Source organism: Pseudomonas sp. H1_D04 (assembly GCF_054683855.1).
In genome coordinates, this window is record NZ_CP162826.1 from 4,451,697 (window position 1) to 4,474,496 (window position 22,800).

The 22,800-nt window shown below is 60.8% G+C and carries 17 protein-coding genes and 4 pseudogenes; 3 read left to right on the top strand and 18 right to left on the bottom strand.

Annotation, left to right across the window (positions count from 1 at the left end):
• The 7 genes from AB4N82_RS20695 to copC all read right to left on the bottom strand — a co-directional run bounded on the left by AB4N82_RS20695 (position 1) and on the right by copC (position 6,306).
• Complete coding sequence (locus AB4N82_RS20695) at positions 1 to 528, bottom strand: TRAP transporter small permease (RefSeq protein WP_032889944.1); 528 nt, start codon at positions 526 to 528, stop codon at positions 1 to 3.
• A gap of 63 nt (positions 529 to 591) precedes the next feature.
• On the bottom strand, positions 592 to 1,554 hold the full coding sequence (locus tag AB4N82_RS20700) for a TRAP transporter substrate-binding protein (RefSeq protein ID WP_032889942.1): 963 nt from the start codon (positions 1,552 to 1,554) through the stop codon (positions 592 to 594).
• A gap of 56 nt (positions 1,555 to 1,610) precedes the next feature.
• On the bottom strand, positions 1,611 to 2,486 hold the full coding sequence (locus AB4N82_RS20705) for an SMP-30/gluconolactonase/LRE family protein (protein ID WP_032889941.1): 876 nt from the start codon (positions 2,484 to 2,486) through the stop codon (positions 1,611 to 1,613).
• 30 nt (positions 2,487 to 2,516) lie between these two features.
• Positions 2,517 to 3,335: an NAD-dependent epimerase/dehydratase family protein gene (locus AB4N82_RS20710; RefSeq protein WP_095184371.1), complete on the bottom strand. Its 819-nt coding sequence runs from the start codon at positions 3,333 to 3,335 to the stop codon at positions 2,517 to 2,519.
• A gap of 224 nt (positions 3,336 to 3,559) precedes the next feature.
• Complete coding sequence (locus AB4N82_RS20715; protein WP_032889938.1) at positions 3,560 to 4,822, bottom strand: OprD family porin; 1,263 nt, start codon at positions 4,820 to 4,822, stop codon at positions 3,560 to 3,562.
• 257 nt (positions 4,823 to 5,079) lie between these two features.
• On the bottom strand, positions 5,080 to 5,937 hold the full coding sequence (gene copD, locus AB4N82_RS20720; protein WP_122765525.1) for a copper homeostasis membrane protein CopD: 858 nt from the start codon (positions 5,935 to 5,937) through the stop codon (positions 5,080 to 5,082).
• Between the two features lie 3 nt (positions 5,938 to 5,940).
• Complete coding sequence (gene copC / locus AB4N82_RS20725; protein ID WP_460102828.1) at positions 5,941 to 6,306, bottom strand: copper homeostasis periplasmic binding protein CopC; 366 nt, start codon at positions 6,304 to 6,306, stop codon at positions 5,941 to 5,943.
• Positions 6,307 to 6,422: 116 nt separating this feature from the next.
• On the opposite strand from copC, the gene AB4N82_RS20730 reads away from it, so the two are divergent.
• Positions 6,423 to 7,043, top strand: coding sequence for a TetR/AcrR family transcriptional regulator (locus tag AB4N82_RS20730; protein WP_032889933.1), 621 nt, complete (start codon positions 6,423 to 6,425; stop codon positions 7,041 to 7,043).
• 184 nt (positions 7,044 to 7,227) lie between these two features.
• Here AB4N82_RS20730 and preA read toward each other — a convergent pair whose 3' ends face one another.
• The 3 genes from preA to hydA form a co-directional block, all read right to left on the bottom strand.
• Positions 7,228 to 8,502: an NAD-dependent dihydropyrimidine dehydrogenase subunit PreA gene (gene preA / locus AB4N82_RS20735; RefSeq protein WP_460102832.1), complete on the bottom strand. Its 1,275-nt coding sequence runs from the start codon at positions 8,500 to 8,502 to the stop codon at positions 7,228 to 7,230.
• The gene (locus tag AB4N82_RS20740; RefSeq protein WP_122765524.1) at positions 8,502 to 9,869 is read right to left on the bottom strand and encodes an NAD(P)-dependent oxidoreductase; all 1,368 of its coding nucleotides are present in this window, start codon (positions 9,867 to 9,869) and stop codon (positions 8,502 to 8,504) included. The genes preA and AB4N82_RS20740 overlap by 1 nt, the downstream gene beginning before the upstream one ends.
• A gap of 155 nt (positions 9,870 to 10,024) precedes the next feature.
• The gene (hydA, locus tag AB4N82_RS20745) at positions 10,025 to 11,464 is read right to left on the bottom strand and encodes a dihydropyrimidinase (protein WP_122765523.1); all 1,440 of its coding nucleotides are present in this window, start codon (positions 11,462 to 11,464) and stop codon (positions 10,025 to 10,027) included.
• Positions 11,465 to 12,054: 590 nt separating this feature from the next.
• On the opposite strand from hydA, the gene AB4N82_RS20750 reads away from it, so the two are divergent.
• Positions 12,055 to 13,536, top strand: a complete 1,482-nt coding sequence (locus AB4N82_RS20750) for an NCS1 family nucleobase:cation symporter-1 (protein ID WP_032889926.1) — start codon at positions 12,055 to 12,057, stop codon at positions 13,534 to 13,536.
• A 25-nt stretch (positions 13,537 to 13,561) separates the two neighbouring features.
• Positions 13,562 to 14,845: a Zn-dependent hydrolase gene (locus AB4N82_RS20755; protein WP_122765522.1), complete on the top strand. Its 1,284-nt coding sequence runs from the start codon at positions 13,562 to 13,564 to the stop codon at positions 14,843 to 14,845.
• A 140-nt stretch (positions 14,846 to 14,985) separates the two neighbouring features.
• On the opposite strand, the pseudogene AB4N82_RS20760 reads toward AB4N82_RS20755, so the two are convergent.
• The 8 genes and pseudogenes from AB4N82_RS20760 to AB4N82_RS20795 form a co-directional block, all read right to left on the bottom strand.
• Positions 14,986 to 15,081: pseudogene (locus tag AB4N82_RS20760) on the bottom strand (REP-associated tyrosine transposase); the annotation flags it as partial.
• A 205-nt stretch (positions 15,082 to 15,286) separates the two neighbouring features.
• Positions 15,287 to 15,364, bottom strand: a pseudogene (locus tag AB4N82_RS20765) (REP-associated tyrosine transposase); the annotation flags it as partial.
• Between the two features lie 222 nt (positions 15,365 to 15,586).
• Positions 15,587 to 15,682: pseudogene (locus tag AB4N82_RS20770) on the bottom strand (REP-associated tyrosine transposase); the annotation flags it as partial.
• Positions 15,683 to 15,886: 204 nt separating this feature from the next.
• Positions 15,887 to 15,982 (bottom strand): annotated as a pseudogene (locus AB4N82_RS20775) (REP-associated tyrosine transposase); the annotation flags it as partial.
• A gap of 204 nt (positions 15,983 to 16,186) precedes the next feature.
• Positions 16,187 to 16,645: an REP-associated tyrosine transposase gene (locus tag AB4N82_RS20780; RefSeq protein WP_095184376.1), complete on the bottom strand. Its 459-nt coding sequence runs from the start codon at positions 16,643 to 16,645 to the stop codon at positions 16,187 to 16,189.
• Positions 16,646 to 16,987: 342 nt separating this feature from the next.
• Complete coding sequence (locus AB4N82_RS20785) at positions 16,988 to 18,406, bottom strand: efflux transporter outer membrane subunit (RefSeq protein ID WP_122765521.1); 1,419 nt, start codon at positions 18,404 to 18,406, stop codon at positions 16,988 to 16,990.
• A 7-nt stretch (positions 18,407 to 18,413) separates the two neighbouring features.
• Complete coding sequence (locus AB4N82_RS20790) at positions 18,414 to 19,580, bottom strand: efflux RND transporter periplasmic adaptor subunit (protein WP_122765520.1); 1,167 nt, start codon at positions 19,578 to 19,580, stop codon at positions 18,414 to 18,416.
• Positions 19,570 to 22,791 (bottom strand): efflux RND transporter permease subunit, encoded by a 3,222-nt coding sequence (locus tag AB4N82_RS20795; RefSeq protein WP_122680600.1) that lies wholly within the window; start codon positions 22,789 to 22,791, stop codon positions 19,570 to 19,572. The genes AB4N82_RS20790 and AB4N82_RS20795 overlap by 11 nt, the downstream gene beginning before the upstream one ends.
• Positions 22,792 to 22,800 lie beyond the last annotated feature (9 nt).

Sequence of the window (22,800 nt, forward strand, 5' to 3'; positions counted from 1 at the left end):
TCAGGCAGCCCCTTCGTTTTCTTCTACCAGGTCGAAGCGCACCACGCGCCGGTTGCTCTGGTCGCCCAGCAGCAGTTTTTCCAGCACGAAAATCAGCGTCAGCACGCCCCCGATGGGGATCGGCATATAGGTGATACCCACGCGCAGGGTGGGGATGGCGCTCATGAACTGGTTCCAGGTGGACAGGCACAACTTGGTGCCCCAGATCGCCATGAACAGGCAGATTGTCGCCATCAGCAGTTGCGAGAAAATGCCGACGATTCGGCGTTGGGCAGGTGGCAGGCGGTCCGTGACCATGGCCACCGACATGTGCGCCCCGGCACGATAACTGGCGGCTGCGCCGATAAAGGTGAACACGAGCATCAGCAGGATAGCGGTGGGCTCCGGCCAGCTGGAACCGGTGCCGAGGATGTAGCGGGCAAAGATGCCCCAGGGAATGATCAGTGCGACCCCGAGGACCGAGAGACCGGCGACCCAGATGCAGGTCATGTAGATACGGTCGTTGATGCGCAGCAGTAGATTCTTCATGGCGTTCACCGTCACCGGGCGCGTCGATGCCGACCGCGCCAGGCCTTGTCAGGGAATGGGGCGTTACTGAACGGCGTCGATACGCTTGATGATGTCGGCGTAAGGCGCGCCGTACTTGGCTCGCACCGCGGCGGTGGCGTCGTAGAAGGGTTTTTTGTCGACGGTGATGAACTCGACCCCGGCCTTCTTGAGTTTTTCCTCACTGCTGGCGGACTTGGCGTCCCACAGCACGCGCTCATCGGCCTGGGCGACCTTAGCGGCTTTTTTCACCATGTCCTGCTGGGCGGGAGTGAGTTTGTTCCAGGTGATTTTCGACATCACGATGGGCTCAGGCAGGATCAGGTGTTCGGTGAGGGTGTAGTACTTGGCGTTCTGGAAGTGGTTGTGTTCCAGCAGGGTGGGCGGGTTGTTCTCCGCGCCGTCGATGACACCGGTCTGCAAGGCACTGAAGATCTCGCCGGTGTCCATGGCGATGCCGTTGGCGCCCATGGCGTTGAAGGCGTCGATGAACAGCGGGTTGCCCTGCACGCGGATCTTCATGCCCTTGAGGTCTTCGATCTTGCGCACCGGTTTCTTGGTGTAAAGGTTGCGCGTGCCGCCGTCCATCCAGGCCAGGGCCACGAGGCCGAACTCGGAGTCGGTGATCTTGGCGAGGATTTCATCGCCGATCTCGCCGTCGATGACCTTGCGCATATGCGCCTGGTCGCGGAACACGAACGGCAGGTTGAAGACGTTCACGTCCGGCACCACCGGCCCGACGATGCCGAGGCTGACGCGGGTCATCTGCACGGCGCCCACTTGGGCCTGTTCGACCACTTCTTTCTCGGAACCCAGCACGCCGCCCGGGAAGTACTTGAACGTGAGTTCGCCGTTGCTTTCCTTGGTCAGCGCTTTGCCCATGTTTTCTTCGGCGACCACGGTGGGGTAGCCAGCGGGGTGGATGTCGGCGAATTTGATTTCCAGCGCGTGAGCGGCGCTGCTGAGGGTGAACACTGCGGCGGCGAGCAAGGTGCGTTTGAAGTCCATTGGGGGTCACTCCTGTCTTGTTATTTTATTGTTGTATTCAAGGCACAGCGATGCAGCTAGAGGGTGAAGGTGGGCTCCGGCAATCCGGTGACGCCGGGGTTGAGCGCAAACACGCCGCCGGCGATGGACTGGTCGCTCTGGTCATCACGGATCGAGGTGACGAAGAGGGTGTCCAGCCGACTGCCGCCGAAGGCGCACATGGTGGGTTTTTTCACCGGCACGCTCAGGGAGCGATCCAGGCGACCGTCGGGGGTGAAGCGGTGGACCAAACCGGCGTCGTTGGCGCAGATCCAGTAGCAGCCTTCGGCGTCGACCGCGGCGCCGTCGGGTCGACCCAGGAAATGGTTCATGTCGACAAACACGCGGCGATTGGACGGCGTGCCGGTCTCGATGTCGTAGTCGAAGGCCCAGATCTGCTGCACCAGCGGGTGGGAATCGGAGGCGTACATCGTGCGGCCATCTGGGCTGAAGGCCAGGCCATTCAGGGTGATGAACCCGTCAAGTTGGGCGTGGGGCGCTGAACCGGACGCATAACGGTAGAGGATGCCTTGCGCCGCATTGGCGCTCATGTTGAGCACCATGCTGCCGGCCCAGAAACGGCCCTGACGATCACAGCGGCCATCGTTCAGGCGCATGTCCGGGCGTGGGTGTTTGACACTGGCCAGGGGGGTGGTGTCGAGGCTGCCGTCGTTGTGTGCAGTGAGTTGGAAAAAGCCGGTTTCCATGCCTGCGACCCAATTGCCCGCATTGGTGCGGGCGATGCAGGCAAGCATCTGCGGGGCTTTCCAGGCGGCGACATGGCCGTTGCCGGCGCTCCAGCGCTGCAGGCCGCTGTTGGGAATGTCCACCCAGTACAGCGCGTTTTCCTCAGGCACCCATACCGGGCATTCGCCCACGGCATTGCGGGCGTCGACGATCAATTCAGCAGTCATGGCAACTCATTCCCTTGGGTTGATGTGAACTCAGTCACCGAACGGTCCGGCTGCGCAGAATGCGCCACCCTGATAGATTTTTGCCGGGTCATCGGCTGCCACTGGCGGCTGGGCTTCGACCTGGGCGCGGAACACTTCGGAAGTGTCCTTGGGCACAAAACCCAGGTGTGCGGCGTGGCGGTTGTCCCACCAGGTGTCGAGGTTATCCGACATGCCGTAGACCACGGTGTGGCCGACGTTCGGCGTGTACAACGCGCGTTCGAGCAGTTGAGTGAGGTCGTCGAAACTCAGCCAGGTATGCATCATCCGGCGGTTCTGCGGTTCCGGGAACGAGGAGCCGATACGGATGCTCACGGTCTCGATGCCGTAGCGGTCGAAGTAGAAGCTGGCCATGTCTTCGCCATAGGACTTGGACAGACCGTAGTAGCTGTCGGGGCGGCGTGGGGAATGGGCGTCGATGGTTTCGGTCTGCTTGTAGAAGCCGATCACATGGTTGGAGCTGGCGAAGATCACGCGCTTCACGCCATGGCGGCGGGCGGCTTCGTAGATATGGAATGTGCCGCTGATATTGGCACCGAGGATTTCTTCAAACGGACGCTCCACCGAGACACCGCCAAAGTGCAGGATGGCGTCGACGCCTTCCACCAAGTGGTGCACGGCTTGTTTGTCGGCGAGGTCGCACGGTTGGACTTCCTCCGAGGCATCGGCAGCCGGGGCCATGGCGGCGATGTCGGACAGGCGCAGTACTTGGGCGTAAGGGCGCAGGCGCTCGCGCAGGACTTTACCGAGGCCACCGGCGGCACCGGTGAGCAGCAGGCGGTTGAAGGGAGCGGGGGTGGTCGTGGTCATGGGGATTCCAAATTTTTGTTGTAGGTTGTCGTATGACTATGCCGAAGTATTGTTAGGGAGCCCCCAGGTTGTCAACGTTCTTGCGGACAGAGTGCGGAGCAAAATGCGGGAGAGGGCTTGCCCTCAATGAGGGCGTGCCAGTGAATGCATCTGCTACTGACCCACCGCCATCGGGAGCAAGCCCCCCTCCCACAGGGGATTTTCTTGGGCTGGGAGACTGAGCTCTACAGCAGGGAGATTGGATAGCTGATAAAGATCCGGTTTTCGTCGAATTCGTTGGTGCTGAAATCCCGACGCATGGTCGAGTTCCGCCACTTAACGTTCAGGTTCTTCAACGCACCGCTTTGCACGGTGTAGGCCAGCTCCGACTCACGCCCCCACTCCTTGCCATCAGTGATCGCCCCGGTGTGCACGTTGCTGCCGCTGATGTAGCGGTTCATCAGGGTCAGCCCCGGCACGCCGAGCACCACGAAGTTGAAGTCATGTCGCACCTGCCAGGATTTTTCCTTGGCGTTGTCATAGCTGGCGTTGTAACTGTCGTTGGCCAGGGTGCCGCCGCTGGTGCCGTTGACGCGCATCCACACGCTGTCGCCGGTGAGTTTTTGCAGGCCCACATAGAAGGTGTTGCCGCCGTATTTGGCCGAGAGCAGGGCGAAGGTGGTCTTGTTGTCCAGGTCGCCGGCCAGGGCGCTGCCGTCTTCCTTGCCGCTGAAGAAACCGAGGTTGGCGCCCAACGTCCAGTCGCCTACCGGCTGGCTGTGGGTGAGGTTGACGTAGCGCTGCTGGTAAATGTCGCTCAGTTCGGCGTACCACAGGCCGACCTGGGTGCGCTTGTCATTGAAGCTGTATTCGCCGCCGCCGAAGTTGAACCGGTCGGAGGTGAATGCCGCTTTGCCGTTCATGAACATGTCTTCCATGCTCGCGTCGTTGCGCGGGCTGTTGCCACGGAACTGGCCGCCGTAAAGGGTCAGGCCGGCGATCTCGTTGGACGTCACCTGGCCGCCGCGAAAGGTCTGGGGCAGGGAGCGACCATCGTCGGAACGCAGGATCGGCAGCACCGGCATCCATTCGCCGACCTTCAGTTCGGTCTTCGACAGTCGGGTTTTCAGCGCCACACCCAGGCGTCCGAAGTTGTCGGCGGGGCGGCCGTCATCGTGGATTGGCAGCAATTGGGTACCGCCAGTGCCTTTGCCGCCATCCAGTTTCTGGGAATACAGGCCCAACACATCAAGGCCGAAACCCACCGTGCCCTGGGTGAAGCCCGACTTGGCATCGAGAATGAAACTCTGCGTCCACTCTTCGGCCTTGCCCTGGGCGTTTGCCGGGTTGGTGAAGTTGCGGTTGAAGTAGGCGTTGCGCAGGTTGAGCGTGGCTTTGGCGTCGTCGACAAAACCTTCGGCGTGGGTGATGAGGGGCAGGGTGAAGGCCAGGCCGCCGAGACCGATAAGGCCGATACACGACGAGGAATTACGGGCGAATTGACTCACAGTGACGCTCCCTTTGATTTGTTGTTTTTATTATTTGTTATACGTCGTCGTACAACATCAGGGCGGATATTTGCGGGGTTTTCGTGGAGTGTCAAGCAGAAGTTATACGATGACTAAGTGGAGGGGGGAACAGTCAATGTGGGAGGGGCGGTGCGACGATTCGACGTGCCCCCGATAGCAGTGGGTCAGTCACAGATGATGTCGCTGATACACCGCCATCAGAAGCCAGGCGAATCGTCGCACCGCCCCTTGTATATTCAGTCAGCCAGGACCATCGGCGGCAAAGTGCCGAGGAGCGAAACAGCGGCTACTGCGCAAACACCCAGCAGCCACTCCACCATCACGCTGGCCTTCAAACTGCCCAGCTGCTGTTCGCAACGATCAAGGCGCAGACGGTTCAGCAGTGCCAAGGCCAACATGCCCAACACCAGCATCACCTTGATCAACAGAATCAGGGCAAAACCACTGAACAACGGCGTGGGCCACAGTTGCCCGGTCAGTACGCGCACATTGATCAAGCCAGTCACCAGCAGGCCCGCGACCAGGCCATAGCCCACGCCACTGAAACGACGCAGGACAGGTGCCAGCTCATAACGGTTCGATTGCCTGAGGATCATAACCAGCAGCAATAACCCACCCAACCATGCACCGACGCACATCAGGTGCACCACCTGGTTGAGGATCAACAGCTGCCCGCTCAGCCCGTCGAGCATGGCGCCATGGCCGACCGGCGCGAGGGTCATCAGCAAGAGTGTGATCAGCGGCAGGCGCGGGGCCTTCCACGCGGTCATCAGGGCGATGGCCAGCAACCCATTCAACATCAGATGCCAGGTCCATACCTGGCCAAAAAAGGTCTTGCCCAGCACTAACTGCACGGTTGACGGTTCCAGCGCCGCCGCCCATGAGCCCGCCATGCTGACGGTGATCAACATTAACCAGATCACACCCGACGCGAGGGCCGTCCATGCCAGGCCACGGGTCATGCGCAACAATTGTCGGTCCAGCACGGGCTGCGGTTTGGCGCCCAGGAGCCAGGGCCTGAACACACAGGCCCCGAACATCAGCAACACGACGATGAAATGCACAAAGCGGCACAGCACCAGCAGCGTCGCCATGGATTATTGGCCGACCTTGAAGCTGTATTCGCCGTTGCTCTTGTGGGTGTCGACCGAGACGGCATTCCACACCACCTTGTAGTTACCGGCCGCCAATGGCGCGGCCGGGGTGACTACGAGGGTTTTCTTGTCGTCGCCTTCGGTATCCAGGCCCTTGATGGCGATTTCGGTGCCGTCCTTGCTCAGGGATACCTTGGTGAAGGTGGCTTCGATGCCTTCGCTGAAGGTCAGGCGCAGATCCTGGGGGGCCGTTACAGTGCTGTCTGCCGCAGGCGTGGCGCTTTTGAGATGAGCATGGGCAAATGCTGCGGAGGCACCCAGCAGGGAGGCGAGCAGGGCGACAGTGGTCAGGGTTTTCTTGATCAACATTGTGCAATACCCATCAATGGTTAGGAGCGGGCAGTGTACGAAGTTTCGACTGCGCCTGTCGCCCCGATCTAGAGCGGGTGGTAGTCTTTGGCGTATGTCTTTGTCAGGGAGCCCTTATGGGCAATCACAAGATCGGAATTCGTCGGATCAACGTCGAAAAAATCCTGCTGGCGGCGGAGAAAATCTTCGCCGAGAAAGGCTACGGCAGCACCGCCATGGCCGACATTGCTGAAGAAGCGCAATTGCCGCGCTCTAACCTGCATTACTACTTCACCACCAAAAGCGAACTGTACAGCGCCGTGCTGTTCGACCTGCTGGAGGTGTGGAAACAGGACGCCCTGAGCTTCGAAACCTTCGATGACCCGCGGGTGGTTCTCAGCAGTTACATCCGCGCCAAGATGCAGCGCTCACGCACGCGGCCCTATGGTTCGAAGGTCTGGGCCAACGAAATCATCCACGGCGCGCCAACACTCGGTGAGGCGCTGGACGAGAGCCTGTACGACTGGGCCAAGATGAAGGAAGCGAAAATTCGCCAGTGGGTGGAAGACAAACGCATCCTGCCGGTGGAGCCATCGAGCCTGCTGTATATGATCTGGGCATCGACCCAGCACTATGCCGACTTTGACCACCAAGTGAAGATTTTGAATGATCACCAGCCGTTGTCGGATATGCAGTTCGAGAAGGCGATCCAGACGGTGACAGGTGTGATTTTGCGCGGGATTGGGTTGGAGCCTTGAGTGGTGTGGTGGGGCTGAGGGCCTCATCGGGAGCAAGTCGAATTGTCGCACCGCCCCTCCCACCTTTACTGCATTTTGTCTGAAAGAATGCAGACAACTGTGGGAGGGGGGCTTTACTGCATTTTGGCTGAAAGAATGCAGACCATTGTGGGAGGGGGCTTGCCCCCGATAGCGGCCTACAGGCCTACACCGCCTCCCGGTAGGGATTCCTCGGATCCTGCGTCCAATTCAAAAACGGCTTGCCCGTGTCGATAGGCACCATCTCGATACAATCCGCCACTGGGCAGGTGATCTGGCACAGGTTGCAGCCCACGCATTCATCATCGATCACCTCGTACTTATGCGTGCCGTCCGCCTGCTTCAAGCTGGCGATGGCCTGGTGCGAGGTATCCTCACAGGCAATATGGCAACGGCCACAGCCAATGCACGCCTCTTGGTCGATCTTGGCGATCACCTGGTAGTTGATGTCCAGGTACTTCCAGTCCGTTGTATTGCCCACCGCCCGCCCGGAAAACTCTTGCAAGCTCGCGTAACCCTGGCTGTCCATCCACCGCGACAGCCCGTCCTTCATCTCCTCCACGATGCGAAACCCATGCAGCATCGCCGCCGTGCACACTTGCACCGCGCCGCAACCGAGGGCGACAAATTCAGCGGCGTCGCGCCAGTTGCCGATGCCGCCAATGCCGCAGATCTGCAGGCCTTTTGTCTGCGGGTCGCGGGCGATTTCCGCGACCATGTTCAAGGCAATCGGCTTGACCGCCGAGCCGCAATAGCCGCCGTGGGTGCTTTGCGTACCGACGATGGGCAGGGCGACCATGCGATCCAGGTCCACGCTGGTGATGGAATTGATGGTGTTGATCAGCGACACCGCGTCCGCACCGCCGCGATAGGCCGCCCGCGCCGCTACACGGATGTCGGTGATGTTCGGCGTGAGCTTGACGATCACCGGCAGCGAGCAATAGGTCTTGCACCAGCGCGTCACCTGTTCCACATACTCCGGCACCTGGCCCACCGCCGCGCCCATACCGCGCTCGGGCATGCCGTGGGGGCAGCCGAAGTTCAGCTCGATACCGTCGCAACCGGTGGCTTCCACCAGGGGCAGAATGTTTTTCCAGGACTCTTCAACACACGGCACCATCAGCGACACGATCAGCGCGCGGTCGGGCCAATCCTTTTTCACCTGGGTGATTTCCCGCAGGTTGATCTCCAGTGAACGGTCGGTGATCAGCTCGATGTTGTTGATGCCCAACACTTCACGGTTGGCGCCGAAGTGCGCCGAGTAACGTGACGACACGTTGACCGCTGCGGGGTCCTCACCCAGGGTCTTCCACACCACGCCGCCCCAGCCTGCTTCAAACGCACGCACCACGTTGTAGGCCTTATCGGTGGGCGGCGCGGAGGCCAGCCAGAACGGGTTGGGGGCTTTGATACCGGCGAAGACAATCGAGAGATCGGCCATTACGCAGCCTCCACATTGAGCATGAGTTGGGCGTGCATGGCTTCGGCGGCCAGCTTGCCGTGTTGCACTGCCTGTACGGTGAGGTCCTGGCCGAGGCTGACGCAGTCGCCGCCGGCGTAGACCCCAGGGATGCTGGTGCGTAGCTGTTCGTCGACGAAGATGCGCTCGCCCACGCGGTGCAGCTGTTGCGCCAGGGGATCGTGCAATGCGTCGTTGTCGAAGCCTTGACCAATGGCCTTGAAGATTGCATCGGCAGCCAGTTCGAAGGTTTCCCCGGTGGGGAGCAGGCGGCCGTTTTCCACGCGGGTGCGGGCGAAGCGCATGCCGCGTACGTGGCCCTTGTCATCCAGCAGCACTTCTTCGGGCTGTGCCCAGGTTAACAGGCGCACCTGATTAGCCTTGGCGATGTCTTGTTCATGGTGAGTGGCGCCCATATCGGCAAGGCCACGGCGGTAGACGAGGTTCACATCGCGGGCGCCGAGGCGGGCCATTTGCACGGCCATGTCGATGGCGGTGTTGCCGGCGCCGAGCACGATGCAGCGGTCGGCCAGGGGCAGTTGAGTCAGGTCATCGGCCTGGCGCAGCTCGCGGATGTAATCGGTGGCGGCGAGCAGGCCGGGGGCGTCTTCGTGGAGCAGCCCCAGTTGTTTGCTGGCGGCGAGACCCAGGCCGAGGAATACCGAATCGAATTGTTGATGCAGTTCGCTCAAGGTCAGGTTGTCACCCAGGCACTGACCGTGGCGGATCTCGATGCCGCCGATTTGCAGGAGAAAATCCAACTCCTTCTGGGCAAAGTCGTCCACCAGTTTGTATTTGGCGATCCCGTATTCATTCAGGCCGCCGGCTTTTTCCTTGGCTTCGAAAATCACCACGTCGTGGCCATGCAGGGCTGCGCGATGGGCACAGGCCAGACCGGCTGGCCCGGCGCCCACCACGGCGATGCGCTTGCCGGTGGAAGCGGCGCGCTGGAAGGGGTGTTCGCTGAAGTGCGCATTGTCAATGGCGTAGCGTTGCAACAGGCCGATCAGTACGGGCGCGCATTCTTCGCTGTTGTTACGCACGCAGGCTTGTTGGCAGAGAATTTCGGTGGGGCAGACCCGGGCGCAGCTGCCGCCGAGGATATTGGCCGAGAGGATTTTCTGCGCGGCGCCTTGGACGTTGTCAGTGTGGATATTGCGGATGAACGACGGGATGTCGATTTCGCTGGGGCACGCGTTCACGCACGGGGCGTCGTAGCAATACAGGCAGCGCGAGGCTTCCAGTTGGGCCTGGCGGGCGTTGAGGGGCGGCGCCAGGTCGGTGAAATGGCTGGCGAGGGTGGCCCCGTCTTCATGGGGATGGGGGAGGTGGGTCAGGGTCTGGATCACGGTGTTGGCCTCACGGTTTTTTTGGATTGCCTCTAAGTGGGCATTTTTGTTGCCTGTACTGGCCTCATCGGGGGCAAGCCCCCTCCCACATTCGACCGAGTTGTATCTGAATGAATGCGGTCAAGCGTGGGAGGGGCTTGCCCCCGATGGCGGTCTCAGCGCTTCACAGCTACGGGTTTGGAATGCTCGGCCCGCTTGCTCAACTGCTCAAACACCGACGGATACGCCGGCCGTTCCACATACCGCCCGGCCCCACGTTCGGCGCGCAGGTCGCCATCGGCCCAGACCAGTTTGCCCTGGCTGACGGTGTGGCTCGGCACGCCGCGCACGGTCTTGCCTTCGAAGATGTTGAAGTCGACCTTTTGATGGTGCGTCTTGGCGGAAATGGTCCGCGTGCCTTCGGGGTCCCACAGCACCAGGTCGGCATCCGCACCCACGCGGATCGCGCCTTTGCGTGGGTACAGGTTGAAGATCTTCGCGGTGTTGGTGGAGGTCAGCGCGACAAACTCCTGCATCGACAGGCGCCCGGTATTGACGCCTTCGTGCCACAGCAGCGCCATGCGGTCTTCGATACCGGCGGTGCCGTTGGGGATTTTGCTGAAATCGTCACGCCCGGCAGCTTTTTGCTCGGCGCAGAAGCAGCAGTGGTCGGTGGCGGTGGTGTGCAGGTTGCCCGATTGCAGGCCATGCCACAGCGCTTCCTGGTGCCCGCGCGGGCGGAACGGCGGGCTCATCACATAGCCGGCGGCGGTTTGCCAGTCGGGGTGTTGGTAGACGCTGTCGTCCAGCAGCAAGTGGCCGGCGAGCACTTCGCCGTACACCGCCTGGCCTTTGCCACGGGCATAGGTGATTTCATCCAGCGCTTCTTTGGTGGACACGTGCACCAGGTACAGCGGCGTGCCGATCGTCTCGGCGATACGGATCGCACGGCTGGCCGCTTCACCTTCTACCTGGGACGGGCGCGACAGCGGGTGCGCCTCCGGCCCGGTGATGCCCTGGGCCATCAACTTGCGTTGCAGGTGATACACCAACTCGCCATTTTCGGCATGCACGGTGGGCACGGCGCCGAGTTCCAGGCAGCGCTCGAAGCTGGCGACCAGGGTGTCGTCGGCCGCCATGATTGCGTTCTTGTAGGCCATGAAGTGCTTGAAGCTGTTGATGCCGTGATGGCTGACCAGCTCGGCCATTTCCTCGCGCACCTGTTCGCTCCACCAGGTGATTGCCACGTGGAAGCCGTAGTCGGATGCCGATTTTTCGGCCCAGCCGCGCCATTGGTGAAACGCTTCCATCAAGGACTGCTGCGGGTTGGGGATCACAAAATCGATGATGGAGGTGGTGCCTCCGGCCAAGCCCGCTGCTGTGCCACTGAAAAAGTCTTCACTGGCCACGGTGCCCATGAAAGGCAGTTGCATGTGGGTATGGGGGTCGATGCCGCCGGGCATCAAGTACTGGCCGCTGCCATCGAGTATTTCAGTGCCAGCGGGAATATCCAGATCCGTGCCAATGGCGCGAATTAGACCGCCTGCGCATAACACATCGGCGCGGTAACTTTCATCATGGGTAATAACGGTAGCGCCACGGATCAACAGCGACATGTCGAGTTCCTCACAGGCTTGACCGGCTTGTGCCAGTTCTAAGTGTTGTAATACTGCTGCCGATGGTCGGTTAATTCCTGTCATCGGTGACAGGAATAGAAACTAGCCCGAGTTTTTCGATTGAGCAAGAAGATTTTTAATAAGCTTGTATCTATATTAAGTATCTGATTTATAAGGATTAAAAATTAAAATCACCAAAATGTAGCGGCCTCTCACCATTTTGACGCACTTGACAGGATCTCAATATGAGCAACATTTCTTATTGCAAATCAGACGGTTGAGATATGCCTCTTGACGGGGCTGGGAAATAAAAATAATTGTGTTGCACCAGATTGAGTCCCGACAGTTCGGGCAACTTCTACGTTATTCGGCCTGAGTCACGTAGCAAGTACCGCAGGTTCAATCGGAAAGCTGATTAACATCAGTCAGTTATATGAGCGGTAAGGGTGTGGTAGCGGTTTTCGGCACGGTTATTGAGTGCAGAAACGGCTGGCCGGGCCCGTGATGTCATGTTGTTTACGAGGTACTCCGGCCACCTGCACTCACCACGCAGGTGAGCAAAAATAATTCGAAAAAACCGTGGAGCGGCCATGCAACAGAACAGATCGCAAGTCATAGAACGCAACGGCCTGTACGAACTCGACGCCGGCCCCGACGTCCTCGACAGCCCTCGCTATAACCACGACATGGCACCGACCAAGGTGCATGAACGAACCTGGAACAAATGGCACATCACCGCGCTGTGGGTCGGCATGTCGATCTGCGTGCCCACCTACACGCTGGGTGGGGTGCTGACCGCTTACTTCGGGTTGTCGGTGGGCGAGGCGCTGATGGCGATTTTGCTCGCCAATATCGTGGTGCTGATTCCGCTGACCCTCAACGCCTTCCCCGGCACCAAGTACGGCATTCCGTTCCCGGTGTTGCTGCGTTCGTCCTTCGGGATCCTCGGTTCCAACGTGCCGTGCCTCATCCGCGCGCTGGTGGCGTGCGGCTGGTTTGGTATCCAGACGATGTTTGGCGGACTGGCGATTCACCTGTTCCTGGGGTCGATTTTCGAGGGGTGGAAGTCCCTAGGCGGCACCGGTGAAGTGATCGGCTTCATGATTTTCTGGTGCCTGAATTTGTGGGTCGTATTGCGTGGCGCTGAGTCGATCAAGCGCCTGGAAACCCTGTCGGCGCCGTTGCTGGTAGCTGTGGGCATTGGCCTGCTGGTGTGGGCGATGCCGAATGTATCTATCAGCGAGTTGATGGCTATTCCTCCCAAGCGCCCTGAAGGGGCGAGCCTCACCGGTTATTTCATGGCCGGCCTTACCGCGATGGTGGGCTTCTGGGCCACCTTGTCGCTGAATATTCCCGATTTCAGCCGCTACGCCAAAAGCCAGAAGGACCAGATCCTCGGGCAGATTTTCGGCCTGCCGCTGACCATGTTTCTGTTCGCCGCCCTCGGCGTGATCATGACCGCGGCGTCAGTGAAGCTGGTAGGGGTCAGCGTGTCCGATCCGGTGACCCTGATCGGTCATATCCAGAGCCCGGTGTGGGTGGCCGTGGCCATGGCGCTGATCATCGTCGCGACCTTGTCCACCAACACTGCCGCGAACATCGTCTCGCCCACCAACGACTTCCAGAACATCGCGCCCAAGCTGATCAACCGCACCACGGCGGTGATCCTCACCGGCCTGGTCGGGCTGGTATTGATGGGCCATGAACTGCTGAAAAAACTCGGCCTGATCGTCTCGGATGTGAGCCTGGAAACCGTGTATTCCAACTGGTTGCTGGGTTACTCAAGTTTGCTGGGCCCGATTGCCGGGATCATGGTGGTGGACTACTTCATCACTCGCAAACAGCAACTGGACCTGGCCGGTTTGTACCGCGACGACGTATACCCGGCGTGGAACTGGAGCGGCTTTATCGCCTTTGGCGTGCCGGTGGTGTTGACGTTGCTGTCGTTGGGCAGTGATGCGTTCAGCTGGTTCTACAGCTACGGCTGGTTTACCGGTTCGGCGTTGGGCGGGTTGTTGTATTACGGCCTGAATGCCAGGCGCGGAATCAGCCCGGTCGTTGTCAATTCATAAGAAATACAAGCCTGAGGAGATCCCCATGAACGCTGCCCGTGACGTTCTGCAATCGACCCACCAGCACATCAACCGCGACCGCTTGTGGCAGTCGCTGATGGACCTGGCCAAACTCGGTGCCACCCCCAAGGGCGGCGTGTGCCGCCTGGCCCTCACCGACCTCGACCGCAAGGCCCGCGACCTGTTTGTGCAGTGGTGCGAAGACGCCGGTTGCACCGTGACCGTTGACGGCATTGGCAACATTTTCGCGCGCCGTCCCGGTCGTAATCCCAACCTGCCGCCCGTGATGACCGGCAGCCATATCGACACTCAGCCCACGGGCGGCAAGTTTGATGGCTGCTTTGGTGTATTAGCCGGGGTGGAAGTGCTGCGCACCCTGAACGATCTGAATATCGAAACGGAAGCGCCGCTGGAAGTGGTGGTGTGGACCAACGAGGAAGGCTCGCGCTTCCCGCCTTGCATGATGGGCTCCGGAGTGTTTGCCGAAAAATTCACCCTGGCGGAGACGCTGGCCAAAGTCGATGCGGATGGCGTGAGCGTGGGTGATGCGTTGAATGCGATTGGCTACGCGGGAACCCGTCCTGAGAGTGGGCACAAGGTCGGTGCGTATTTCGAAGCGCATATCGAACAAGGGCCGATTCTGGAGGATGAGAAGAAGACCATCGGCGTGGTACTCGGCGCCCTCGGACAAAAGTGGTTCGACCTGAAGCTGCGCGGCGTTGAAGCGCATGCGGGGCCGACACCGATGCACCTGCGCAAGGACGCCCTGGTAGGCGCGGCGGCAGTGGTGGCGGCGGTGAATGCGGCGGCGTTGGGGCATCAGCCCCATGCTTGCGGGACCGTGGGTTGCCTGCAGGCGTATCCCGGCTCACGCAACGTCATTCCTGGCGAAGTGCGCATGACCCTGGACTTCCGTCACTTGGAACCGGCGCGCTTGGATTCGATGATTGCCGAGGTGCGCAAGGTCATTGATGACACCTGCGCCAAGCATGGCTTGAGTTTTGAAATGGAACCCACGGCCGACTTCCCGCCGCTGTACTTCGACAAAGGCTGCGTTGACGCCGTGCGCGATGCGGCGAATGGGCTGGGCTTGTCGAACATAGACATCGTCAGCGGGGCAGGTCACGACGCGATCTTCGTCGCCGAGTTGGGGCCGGCGGGGATGATCTTTGTACCGTGTGAGGGGGGGATCAGCCATAACGAGATCGAGAACGCCGCCCCGGATGATCTGGCGGCAGGGTGTGCGGTATTGCTGCGCGCCATGGTGGCTGCATCGGCAGCCATCGCCAGCGGCAAACTCGCCGCCTGAAATGCCGGTAAAAAATGTGGGAGGGGGCTTGCTCCCGATAGCGGTGTATCAGTTACAGATAAGCTGACTGACCTACCGCAATCGGGAGCAAGCCCCCTCCCACATTTGAACGGTGTTGTTTCAGCTAGTGTTGCCAGACGTTAGACCCAGATGGCATCCCACAGCGGGTAGTCGCCAATCCGCTCCACCAGGCCCGCTCGCAATGGATTGGCCACCACCTATCGGGCCATTTTTACGGTGTTGCTGCGTGCGATGGTGGCTGCATCGGCAGCCATCGCCAGCGGCAAACTCGCCGCCTGAAATGCCGGTAAAAAATGTAGGAGGGGGCTTGCTCCCGATAGCTGTGTATCAGTTACAGATAAGCTGACTGACTTACCGCAATCGGGAGCAAGCCCCCCTCCCACATTTGAACGGTGTTGTTTCAACTAGTGTTGCCAGACGTTAGACCCAGATGGCATCCCACAGCGGGTAGTCGCCAATCCGCTCCACCAGGCCCGCTCGCAATGGATTGGCCACCACCTATCGGGCCATTTTCTCGGTATTGCTGCGCGCCATGGTGGCTGCATCGGCAGCCATCGCCAGCGGCAAACTCGCCGCCTGAAATGCCGGTAAAAAATGTGGGAGGGGGCTTGCTCCCGATAGCGGTGTATCAGTTACAGATGAACTGACTGACTTACCGCAATCGGGAGCAAGCCCCCTCCCACATTTGAACGGTGTTGTTTCAGCTAGTGTTGCCAGACGTTAAACCCAGATGGCATCCCACAGTGGGTAGTCGCCAATCCGCTCCACCAGGCCCGCTCGCAATGGATTGGCCACCACCTATCGGGCCATTTTTACGGTATTGCTGCGCGCGATGGTGGCTGCATCGGCAGCCATCGCCAGCGGCAAACGCGCCGCCTGAAATGCGGGTAAAAAATGTGGGAGGGGGCTTGCTCCCGATAGCGGTGTATCAGTTGCAGATGAACTGACTGACTTACCGCAATCGGGAGCAAGCCCCCTCCCACATTTGAACGGTGTTGTTTCAGCTAATGTTGCCGGACGTTAGACCCAGATGGCATCCCACAGTGGGTAGTCGCCAATCCGCTCCACCAAGCCCGCTCGCAATGGATTAGCCAGCACCTATCGGGCCATTTTCACGGTGTTGTTGCGTGCCATGGTGGCTGCATCAGCAGCCATCGCCAGCGGCAAACTCGCGGCCTGAAATGCCGGTAAAAAATGTGGGAGGGGGCTTGCTCCCGATAGCGGTGCATCAGTTGCAGATAATCTGACTGACCTACCGCAATCGGGAGCAAGCCCCCTCCCACATTTGAACGGTGTTGTTTCAACTAGTGTTGCCAGACGTTAGACCCAGATGGCATCCCACAGTGGGTAGTCGCCAATCCGCTCCACCAGGCCCGCTCGCAATGGATTAGCCACCACATACCGGGCCATTTTCACCAAGTCATCTTCCTTGCGTAGCGCCCGGTCATGGAAGCTCTCTTGCCAAAGCCGCCCCTTGCGTCCGCTTGCACCATTGACGGTCCTGGTGCTTTTTGACTTCACCTGGCACATCAAGTCCGCCAGCGAGCCTTTTTTCAGTTCAAGCAGCCAGTGGAAATGGTCCGGCATGATCACCCATGCCAGGGAATTGGCCAGCCCTTGGTACTGAGCCAGCCGAAATTGCCAGACCACTAAGCGAGCGAGATGGAAGTTGTTGAATATCGGTATGCGTTCGTGGGTGTTGGTGGTGATGAGGTAGATGCGGTTGGGTTCGCTGAAGCGGCCGATGCGCAGGCGGTGTGAAGCGGGTAAATCTGCCATTCCCTGGCCCTCTCTAGATGTGCTTAGAGAGGCTAGATTGGAGAGCACGAGGTTGATGGGCAGGCTTTTGGCAGGATGTGTCGGGAAGGTCGCCATCGGGGGCAAGCCCCCTCCCACATTGGCTCAGCGGCGCTCATACATTATGTGTCTGACGCAGGACAAGTGTGGGAGGGGGCTCTGCGGTGCTTATATATTATGTGTCTGACGCAGAATCAGTGTGGGAGGGGGCTTGCCCCCGATGGCGGTATTTCATTCAAGGCATCATTAACTGACCCACCGTTATAGAGAGCAAGTCGCACCGCCCCTCCCAGATCTAGAGCTGTGCCAGGTCCGAGAATGATGTCAGGCGCCAGGTTGCCAGCCGCCACCGAGTGCCGTCAGGAGTCCTACACTGGCCTGCAGCTGCCGCGTCTGCACCGCCTGCAATGTCCGTTGCGCTTGCAACGCCGCCGTCTGCGCCGTCACCACATCCAGGTAACTCACCGCACCCGCTTGATAGCTGTTCATCGCCAGCGATTGCGTATGTTGCGCCGCGTCCGCCGCCGCTTGCTCATCCTGCGCTTCCTGCTGCAAATCCCGCAGTTGCGCGAGGTTATCTTCCACCTCACGCACGGCCTTCAGTACCTGGCTGCGGTACTGCGCGGACGCTTCTTCAAACTCGGCCTTGGCCTGGCGTTCATTGGCGCTCAGGCGCCCGCCATCAAAGATCGGCAAATTCATTAACGGCCCCAGCGCCCAATACCGATTACCCGCCGAGAGCAAATTCCCCACGCCCTGCGTTTGCCCGCCGATCAGCCCGGTCAAACTGAAATCCGGATACCACGCCGCCTTGGCTACGCCGATATTCGCGTTGGCCGCAAACACCCGGCGCTCTGCCGCCGCAATGTCCGGGCGACGTTGCAGCAGGTGGCTTGGCAGCTGCGACGGAACCCCTGGCAGGGCGATCAGTTGCTGGCCGGGCGGCAGCGTAAAGTCGCTGGCTGCCACACCCACCAATTCACCGATGGCGTGCTCGGTGAGGTTGCGTTGCCCGCGTACCTCATCCAATTGCGCCCTGGCCTGCGCCAGTTGATTTTGCGCACGGGTCAGGTCCAGCTCCGAGGCTATCTGGCCCTCGTAACGGCTGCGGGTCAGTTGCAGTGCCTGGCTGAAATCCTCCAGCGAGCCAGTAAGAATCCGGCTCTGCGCATCCAGCCCATTGAGCTGCACGTACAAGGTCGCCAACTGACGCTGCAAACTCAGGCGCGCCACCGCCAGATCATCCCCGGACGCTTGCGCCTGGGCGTCACCGGCCGCGACCTGATTGCGAATTTTGCCCCACAGGTCCAGGTCGTAACTCAATGAAAAACCGGCGGTGTTGCTGTTGTACACCGACGGCTGCGTCTCCCCCCGTAGCGGCCGCGAGTCAGATTGGCGCTGGCGCAACGGTTGTGCGCTGGCGGTAATCTGCGGGAACAGCCCGGCATGTAACTGACTGGCATAGGCTTGGGACGCATCGAAGTGCGCCAGCGCTGCAGCCAAGTCCGGGTTGGCCTTGAGCAATTGCTGTTGCAGGTCATTCAGGCGCGAATCGTTGTAGAGCTTCCACCATTCGGGGGCCAATTGGTCGGACGGCTGCGCGCTGTGCCAGTGGCCGTCGCTGGTCTGTTCGCGGTAGTTGGCTGGCAGGTCAATCGACGGCACCTTGTAGCTCGGCGCCATCGAGCAACCTTGCAATACCAGCAGCGTCAACGCAGCGAGTGGTTTAAGCCCTGTGCGCATGCGCACCTTAAGCCTTACGCGCATGCGCACCTCCGGCGTCGGCCAGTTGCACAGCGTCGCCTTCGCGCAGAGCGTCGGGCGGGTTGTCGACCACGCGGTCGGCAGGTTTCAGGCCCTGGTCGATTACCAGACGTTCGCCCAGGTCGAGGCCGATATGGATGGCTTGCAGGTGCACATGGTTCTGCCCATCCAGTATCGCGACCTGGGTGCCTTGGGCGCGAAAGATCAACGCGCTGGCCGGGATGCTCACACCATGGGTGTCGGCCGGAATCGGCAGCGTGGCTTCGGCGTAATCACCTGGCAGTAGCGCGTCGTCGGGATTGTCGACCGCGAACTGCGCGAGCAGGGTGCCGGAGCGGCGGTCGATGGCAGTGGAGTCGCCGATCAGCCGTGCCTTGAAGTGCTCGCCAGGGTGTTCGGGCACGGTGAGCCGGGCTTCCAGGCCGGGGTGAATCACTGCCGCGTAGTTCTGTGGCACGGGTACATAAAGGCGCAGCTGGTGCGTATCCGCGATGCTGAACAACTCCGGGTCGCTGTCGGTGTCGGCCTTGATCAATTGGCCGATATCGGTGTTGCGCGCCGTGATGGTGCCGGCGAACGGCGCGCGAATTGTCTTGTAGCCTTCCAGTGCGGACAGCCGCGCATAGTCGGCAGCAGCAGCCTGGGCATTGGCTTTGGCGGCCGCGGCGTTGGAGGTTTTTTCATCGGCTTCCTGGCGCGATACGGAGTGGCTCGCCAGCAGGTTTTGCCATCGGGTTGCGGTGGTTGCAGCGAGGCGCGCATTGGCCTGTTCCTGCACCAAGCGTGCATGGGCTTGCGCCAGTTGCTGGTCGAGGTCGGGGCTGTCGATTTCGGCGAGGACTTGCCCGGCCTTGACCTGGCGGCCGATGTCGACTGTCCAGTCCTTCAAATAACCGCTGACCCGGGCGTGGATCGGCGCTTTGCTCCACGCCTCAAGGTGCGCCGGCAGGCGCAAGGTATCGCCGGCCACATTCTGCTTGGGCTGAAACACCATCACTTGCGGGATGGCGGCGGTCTCTGTCCAGGCGGTGACCGATTGCTCGTGCAGCGTGCGGGCATGCAAGCCGTTGGCGACCAACAGGGCAGCCACGGTCAGGCCGCCGACACCCATGAGCATCAGGCGCTTGCGCGAGGGTTTGTGATCAGACGACATGTGGGGTTTCTCCTGCAACTGCGCGACTAGGGTGACGCCCGTGGACCAGGCTGAAGACCACGGGAACAAACAACAGGGTGGCGATGGTGGCGAAGATCAAACCACCGATCACCGCACGGCCCAGCGGCGCGTTTTGCTCCTCGGACAGCGCCAGGGGCAACATGCCGATGATCATCGCCAGGGCGGTCATGCACACCGGGCGGAAGCGCGTGTAACCGGCCTCCAGCGCGGCCTTGAGCGCATCACCATGTTCGGCCAGGCGCTCACGGCAGAAGCTAACCACCAGGATTGAGTTGGCAGTGGCTACGCCCATGCACAAGATGGCTCCGGTGAGCGCCGGCACCGACAATGAGGTGCTGCTGAGGAAGAGCATCCACACGATCCCCGCTAACGCCGCTGGCAACGCAGTGATGATCACAAACGGGTCGGCCCACGATTGGAAGTTGACCACGATCAGCAGGTAGATCAGCACCACCGCGCCAAGCAGGCCGAAGCTCAAGCCGCTGAAGGCTTCATGCAGCGCGTCGATCTGCCCGTGCAGGCTGATCGTCGCGCCTTTGGGGCGCATGGACGCGGTGTCATCCAGCACCTTTTGCACGTCGCGGGCTACGCCGCCGAGGTCGCGGCCTTGCACGTTGGCGTACAGGTCCAGGGTCGGTTCGATGTTGTAGTGGGTCACCACCGCCGGGCTTTGCACACGGGAGATGGTTGCCACACCGCCGAGGATCTGCGACTGCCCATTGGCGCCGGTGACGGGCAGCGCTTCCAGTGATGGAAGGCTGTCGAGGCGGTATTGCGGGGTGGCGGCGACGATGGAATAGGACACGCCGTTGGCCGGGTTGAGCCAGAAGGTCGGCGCGGTTTGCGAGCTGCCGGCGAGAGAGGCGACCATGCTGTTGGTCACGTCGCGCTCGGTAATGCCCAGGCCGTTGGCGCGCAGGCGGTCGACATTCACCTGCAGCGACGGATAGCCGGTTGACTGCTGTATGCGCAGGTCGGCGATGCCGGGCACGTGTTGCAGGCGACGTTCCAGCTCGACGGCATAGGCGCGGTTTTCTTCATCGCTGCGCCCGGAGATTTTCACGTCCAGCGGCGCCGGCGCGCCGAAGTTGAGGATCTGGCTGCTGATGTCCGCCGGCAGGAACGCGAAGTGGCTGCCGGGGAAACTTTGCGGCAGCGCTTCACGCAGTTTTTTCACGTAGTCGGCGGTGGGCGCGTGGTGTTTTTTCAGGCTGACTTGAATGTCGCCATCCTGCGGGCCGATGGTGCCGCTGCTGCTGTAGGCCATGTCGATGCCGCTGAGCGGGATGCCAATGTTATCGACAATGGTGTCCAGTTCTTCGGCAGGGATGACCTCACGGATCCGCGCTTCAATGCGGTCGAAGGCGGCGGCGCTTTCTTCGATGCGCGTGCCCAGCGGCAGGCGCACATGCAGGGCCAGCGCACCGGCATCCGTGGCCGGGAAGAAGTCCTGGCCAAGGCTGGGCAATAGCAGGAATGAGGCGAGCACACAGGCCAGAAAACCCACGATAAAGCGCTTGCGATGACCCAGGGCCAATGTCAGCAAGCCATGGTAGGTGTCGCGGATATTCGAGAAGTGGCGCTCGAACCCTTGCTGGAAATTCAGCACGGCTTGCAGTGCGGCAGTGCGCGGTTTCGTGTGCTGCTCACCCTCATGGTGGTTGATAAATTCATCCTCCGGATGATGCCCCGCGCCTTGCTCCGGCGTATGCGGCTTGAGCAGGAACATCGCCAGCGTCGGCACCAGGGTGCGCGAAAGAATGAACGAGCTGGCCATGGCAAAGATCACCGCCAGCGCCATGGGCCGGAACAGATAACCGGCAATGCCTTGCAGCAGGAACATCGGCACGAATACGATGCAGATGCACAGCAGCGAGACGAACGCCGGGCCGACAATTTGCGCGGCGCCGTCGAGGATCGCGGTCTTCACCGCCTTGCCTTGTTCCAGGTGCCAGTTGATGTTTTCGATGGTCACCGTGGCGTCGTCCACCAGAATCCCCACCGCCAACGCCAGCCCGCCGAGGGTCATGACGTTGAGGGTTTGCCCGCTGACGGCCAGCAGCGCAATCGCTGAGAGCACTGCCAGAGGAATCGACGCCGCAATAATGATCGTGGAGCGCCAGCTGCCGAGGAACAGCAGGATCATCGCGCTGGTCAGCAGCGCGGCGATGATGCCTTCCTGGGCCACGCTGCCCACCGATTGCTTGACGAACACCGAGGCGTCGCCCAGCAACGAGGTCTTCAGTGACGGTGGTAGGGTCTCGTTGATGCGCGGCAGCATTCCACGGATACCGTCGATGATCGATAGGGTGGAAATGCTGCCGTTTTTCAAGGCCGGCATCAGCACTGCGCGATGACCGTCGACGCGCACGATGTTGGTCTGCGGCGGCGAGCCGTCACGCACGTGGGCAACCTGGCCGATGGTGATCAACGCGCCGTCGACGGTCTTGATCGGCAGGTCGTTAAGCTCATCGATGGCCTTGGGGCTGTTGTTGAGCAGGATGGTGTATTCGTTGGGGCCGAGCTTGGCAGTGCCCACCGGAATGATCTGATTCTGCAGCGCCAGGGCATTGCCCACATCCTGGGCCGACAGGCCTTTGGCAGCCAGCGCTTGCGGGTCGAGGTCGAGGGTGATCTGACGCTGCTTGCCACCCATCGGTGTGGGCATGGCCAGGCCGGGCAGGGCGCTCAACGGCAGGCGGATGTTGTTCTGCACCAGGTCGCGGATCTTGGCTTCCGAGAGGCTTGGGCTGGAAAACGCCATTTGCAGGATCGGCACCGTGGACGCGCTGTAGTTGAGGATCAACGGCGGCGTGATGCCCGGCGGCATTTGCTTGAGCACGGTTTGTGACACGGCGGTCACTTGGGCATTGGCGGTGCGGATATCGACGCCGGGTTGGAAGAAGATTTTCACGATGCCCATCCCAGGCAGGGATTGGGATTCGATATGTTCGATGTCGTTGACGGTGGTGCTCAGGGAGCGTTCGTAGGTGTAGATCACGCGGCCCGCCATGGCGTCCGGCGACAGGCCGTTGTACTGCCAGACCACGGCGACCACAGGGATGCCGATATCGGGGAACACGTCGGTGGGAGTACGCAGGGCCGCCATCGGCCCGATGATGCAGATGAATATGGCCAACACGATAAATGTGTAGGGCTTTTGCAGTGCGGTCTTTACCAGCCCGAGCATGCGTGAACC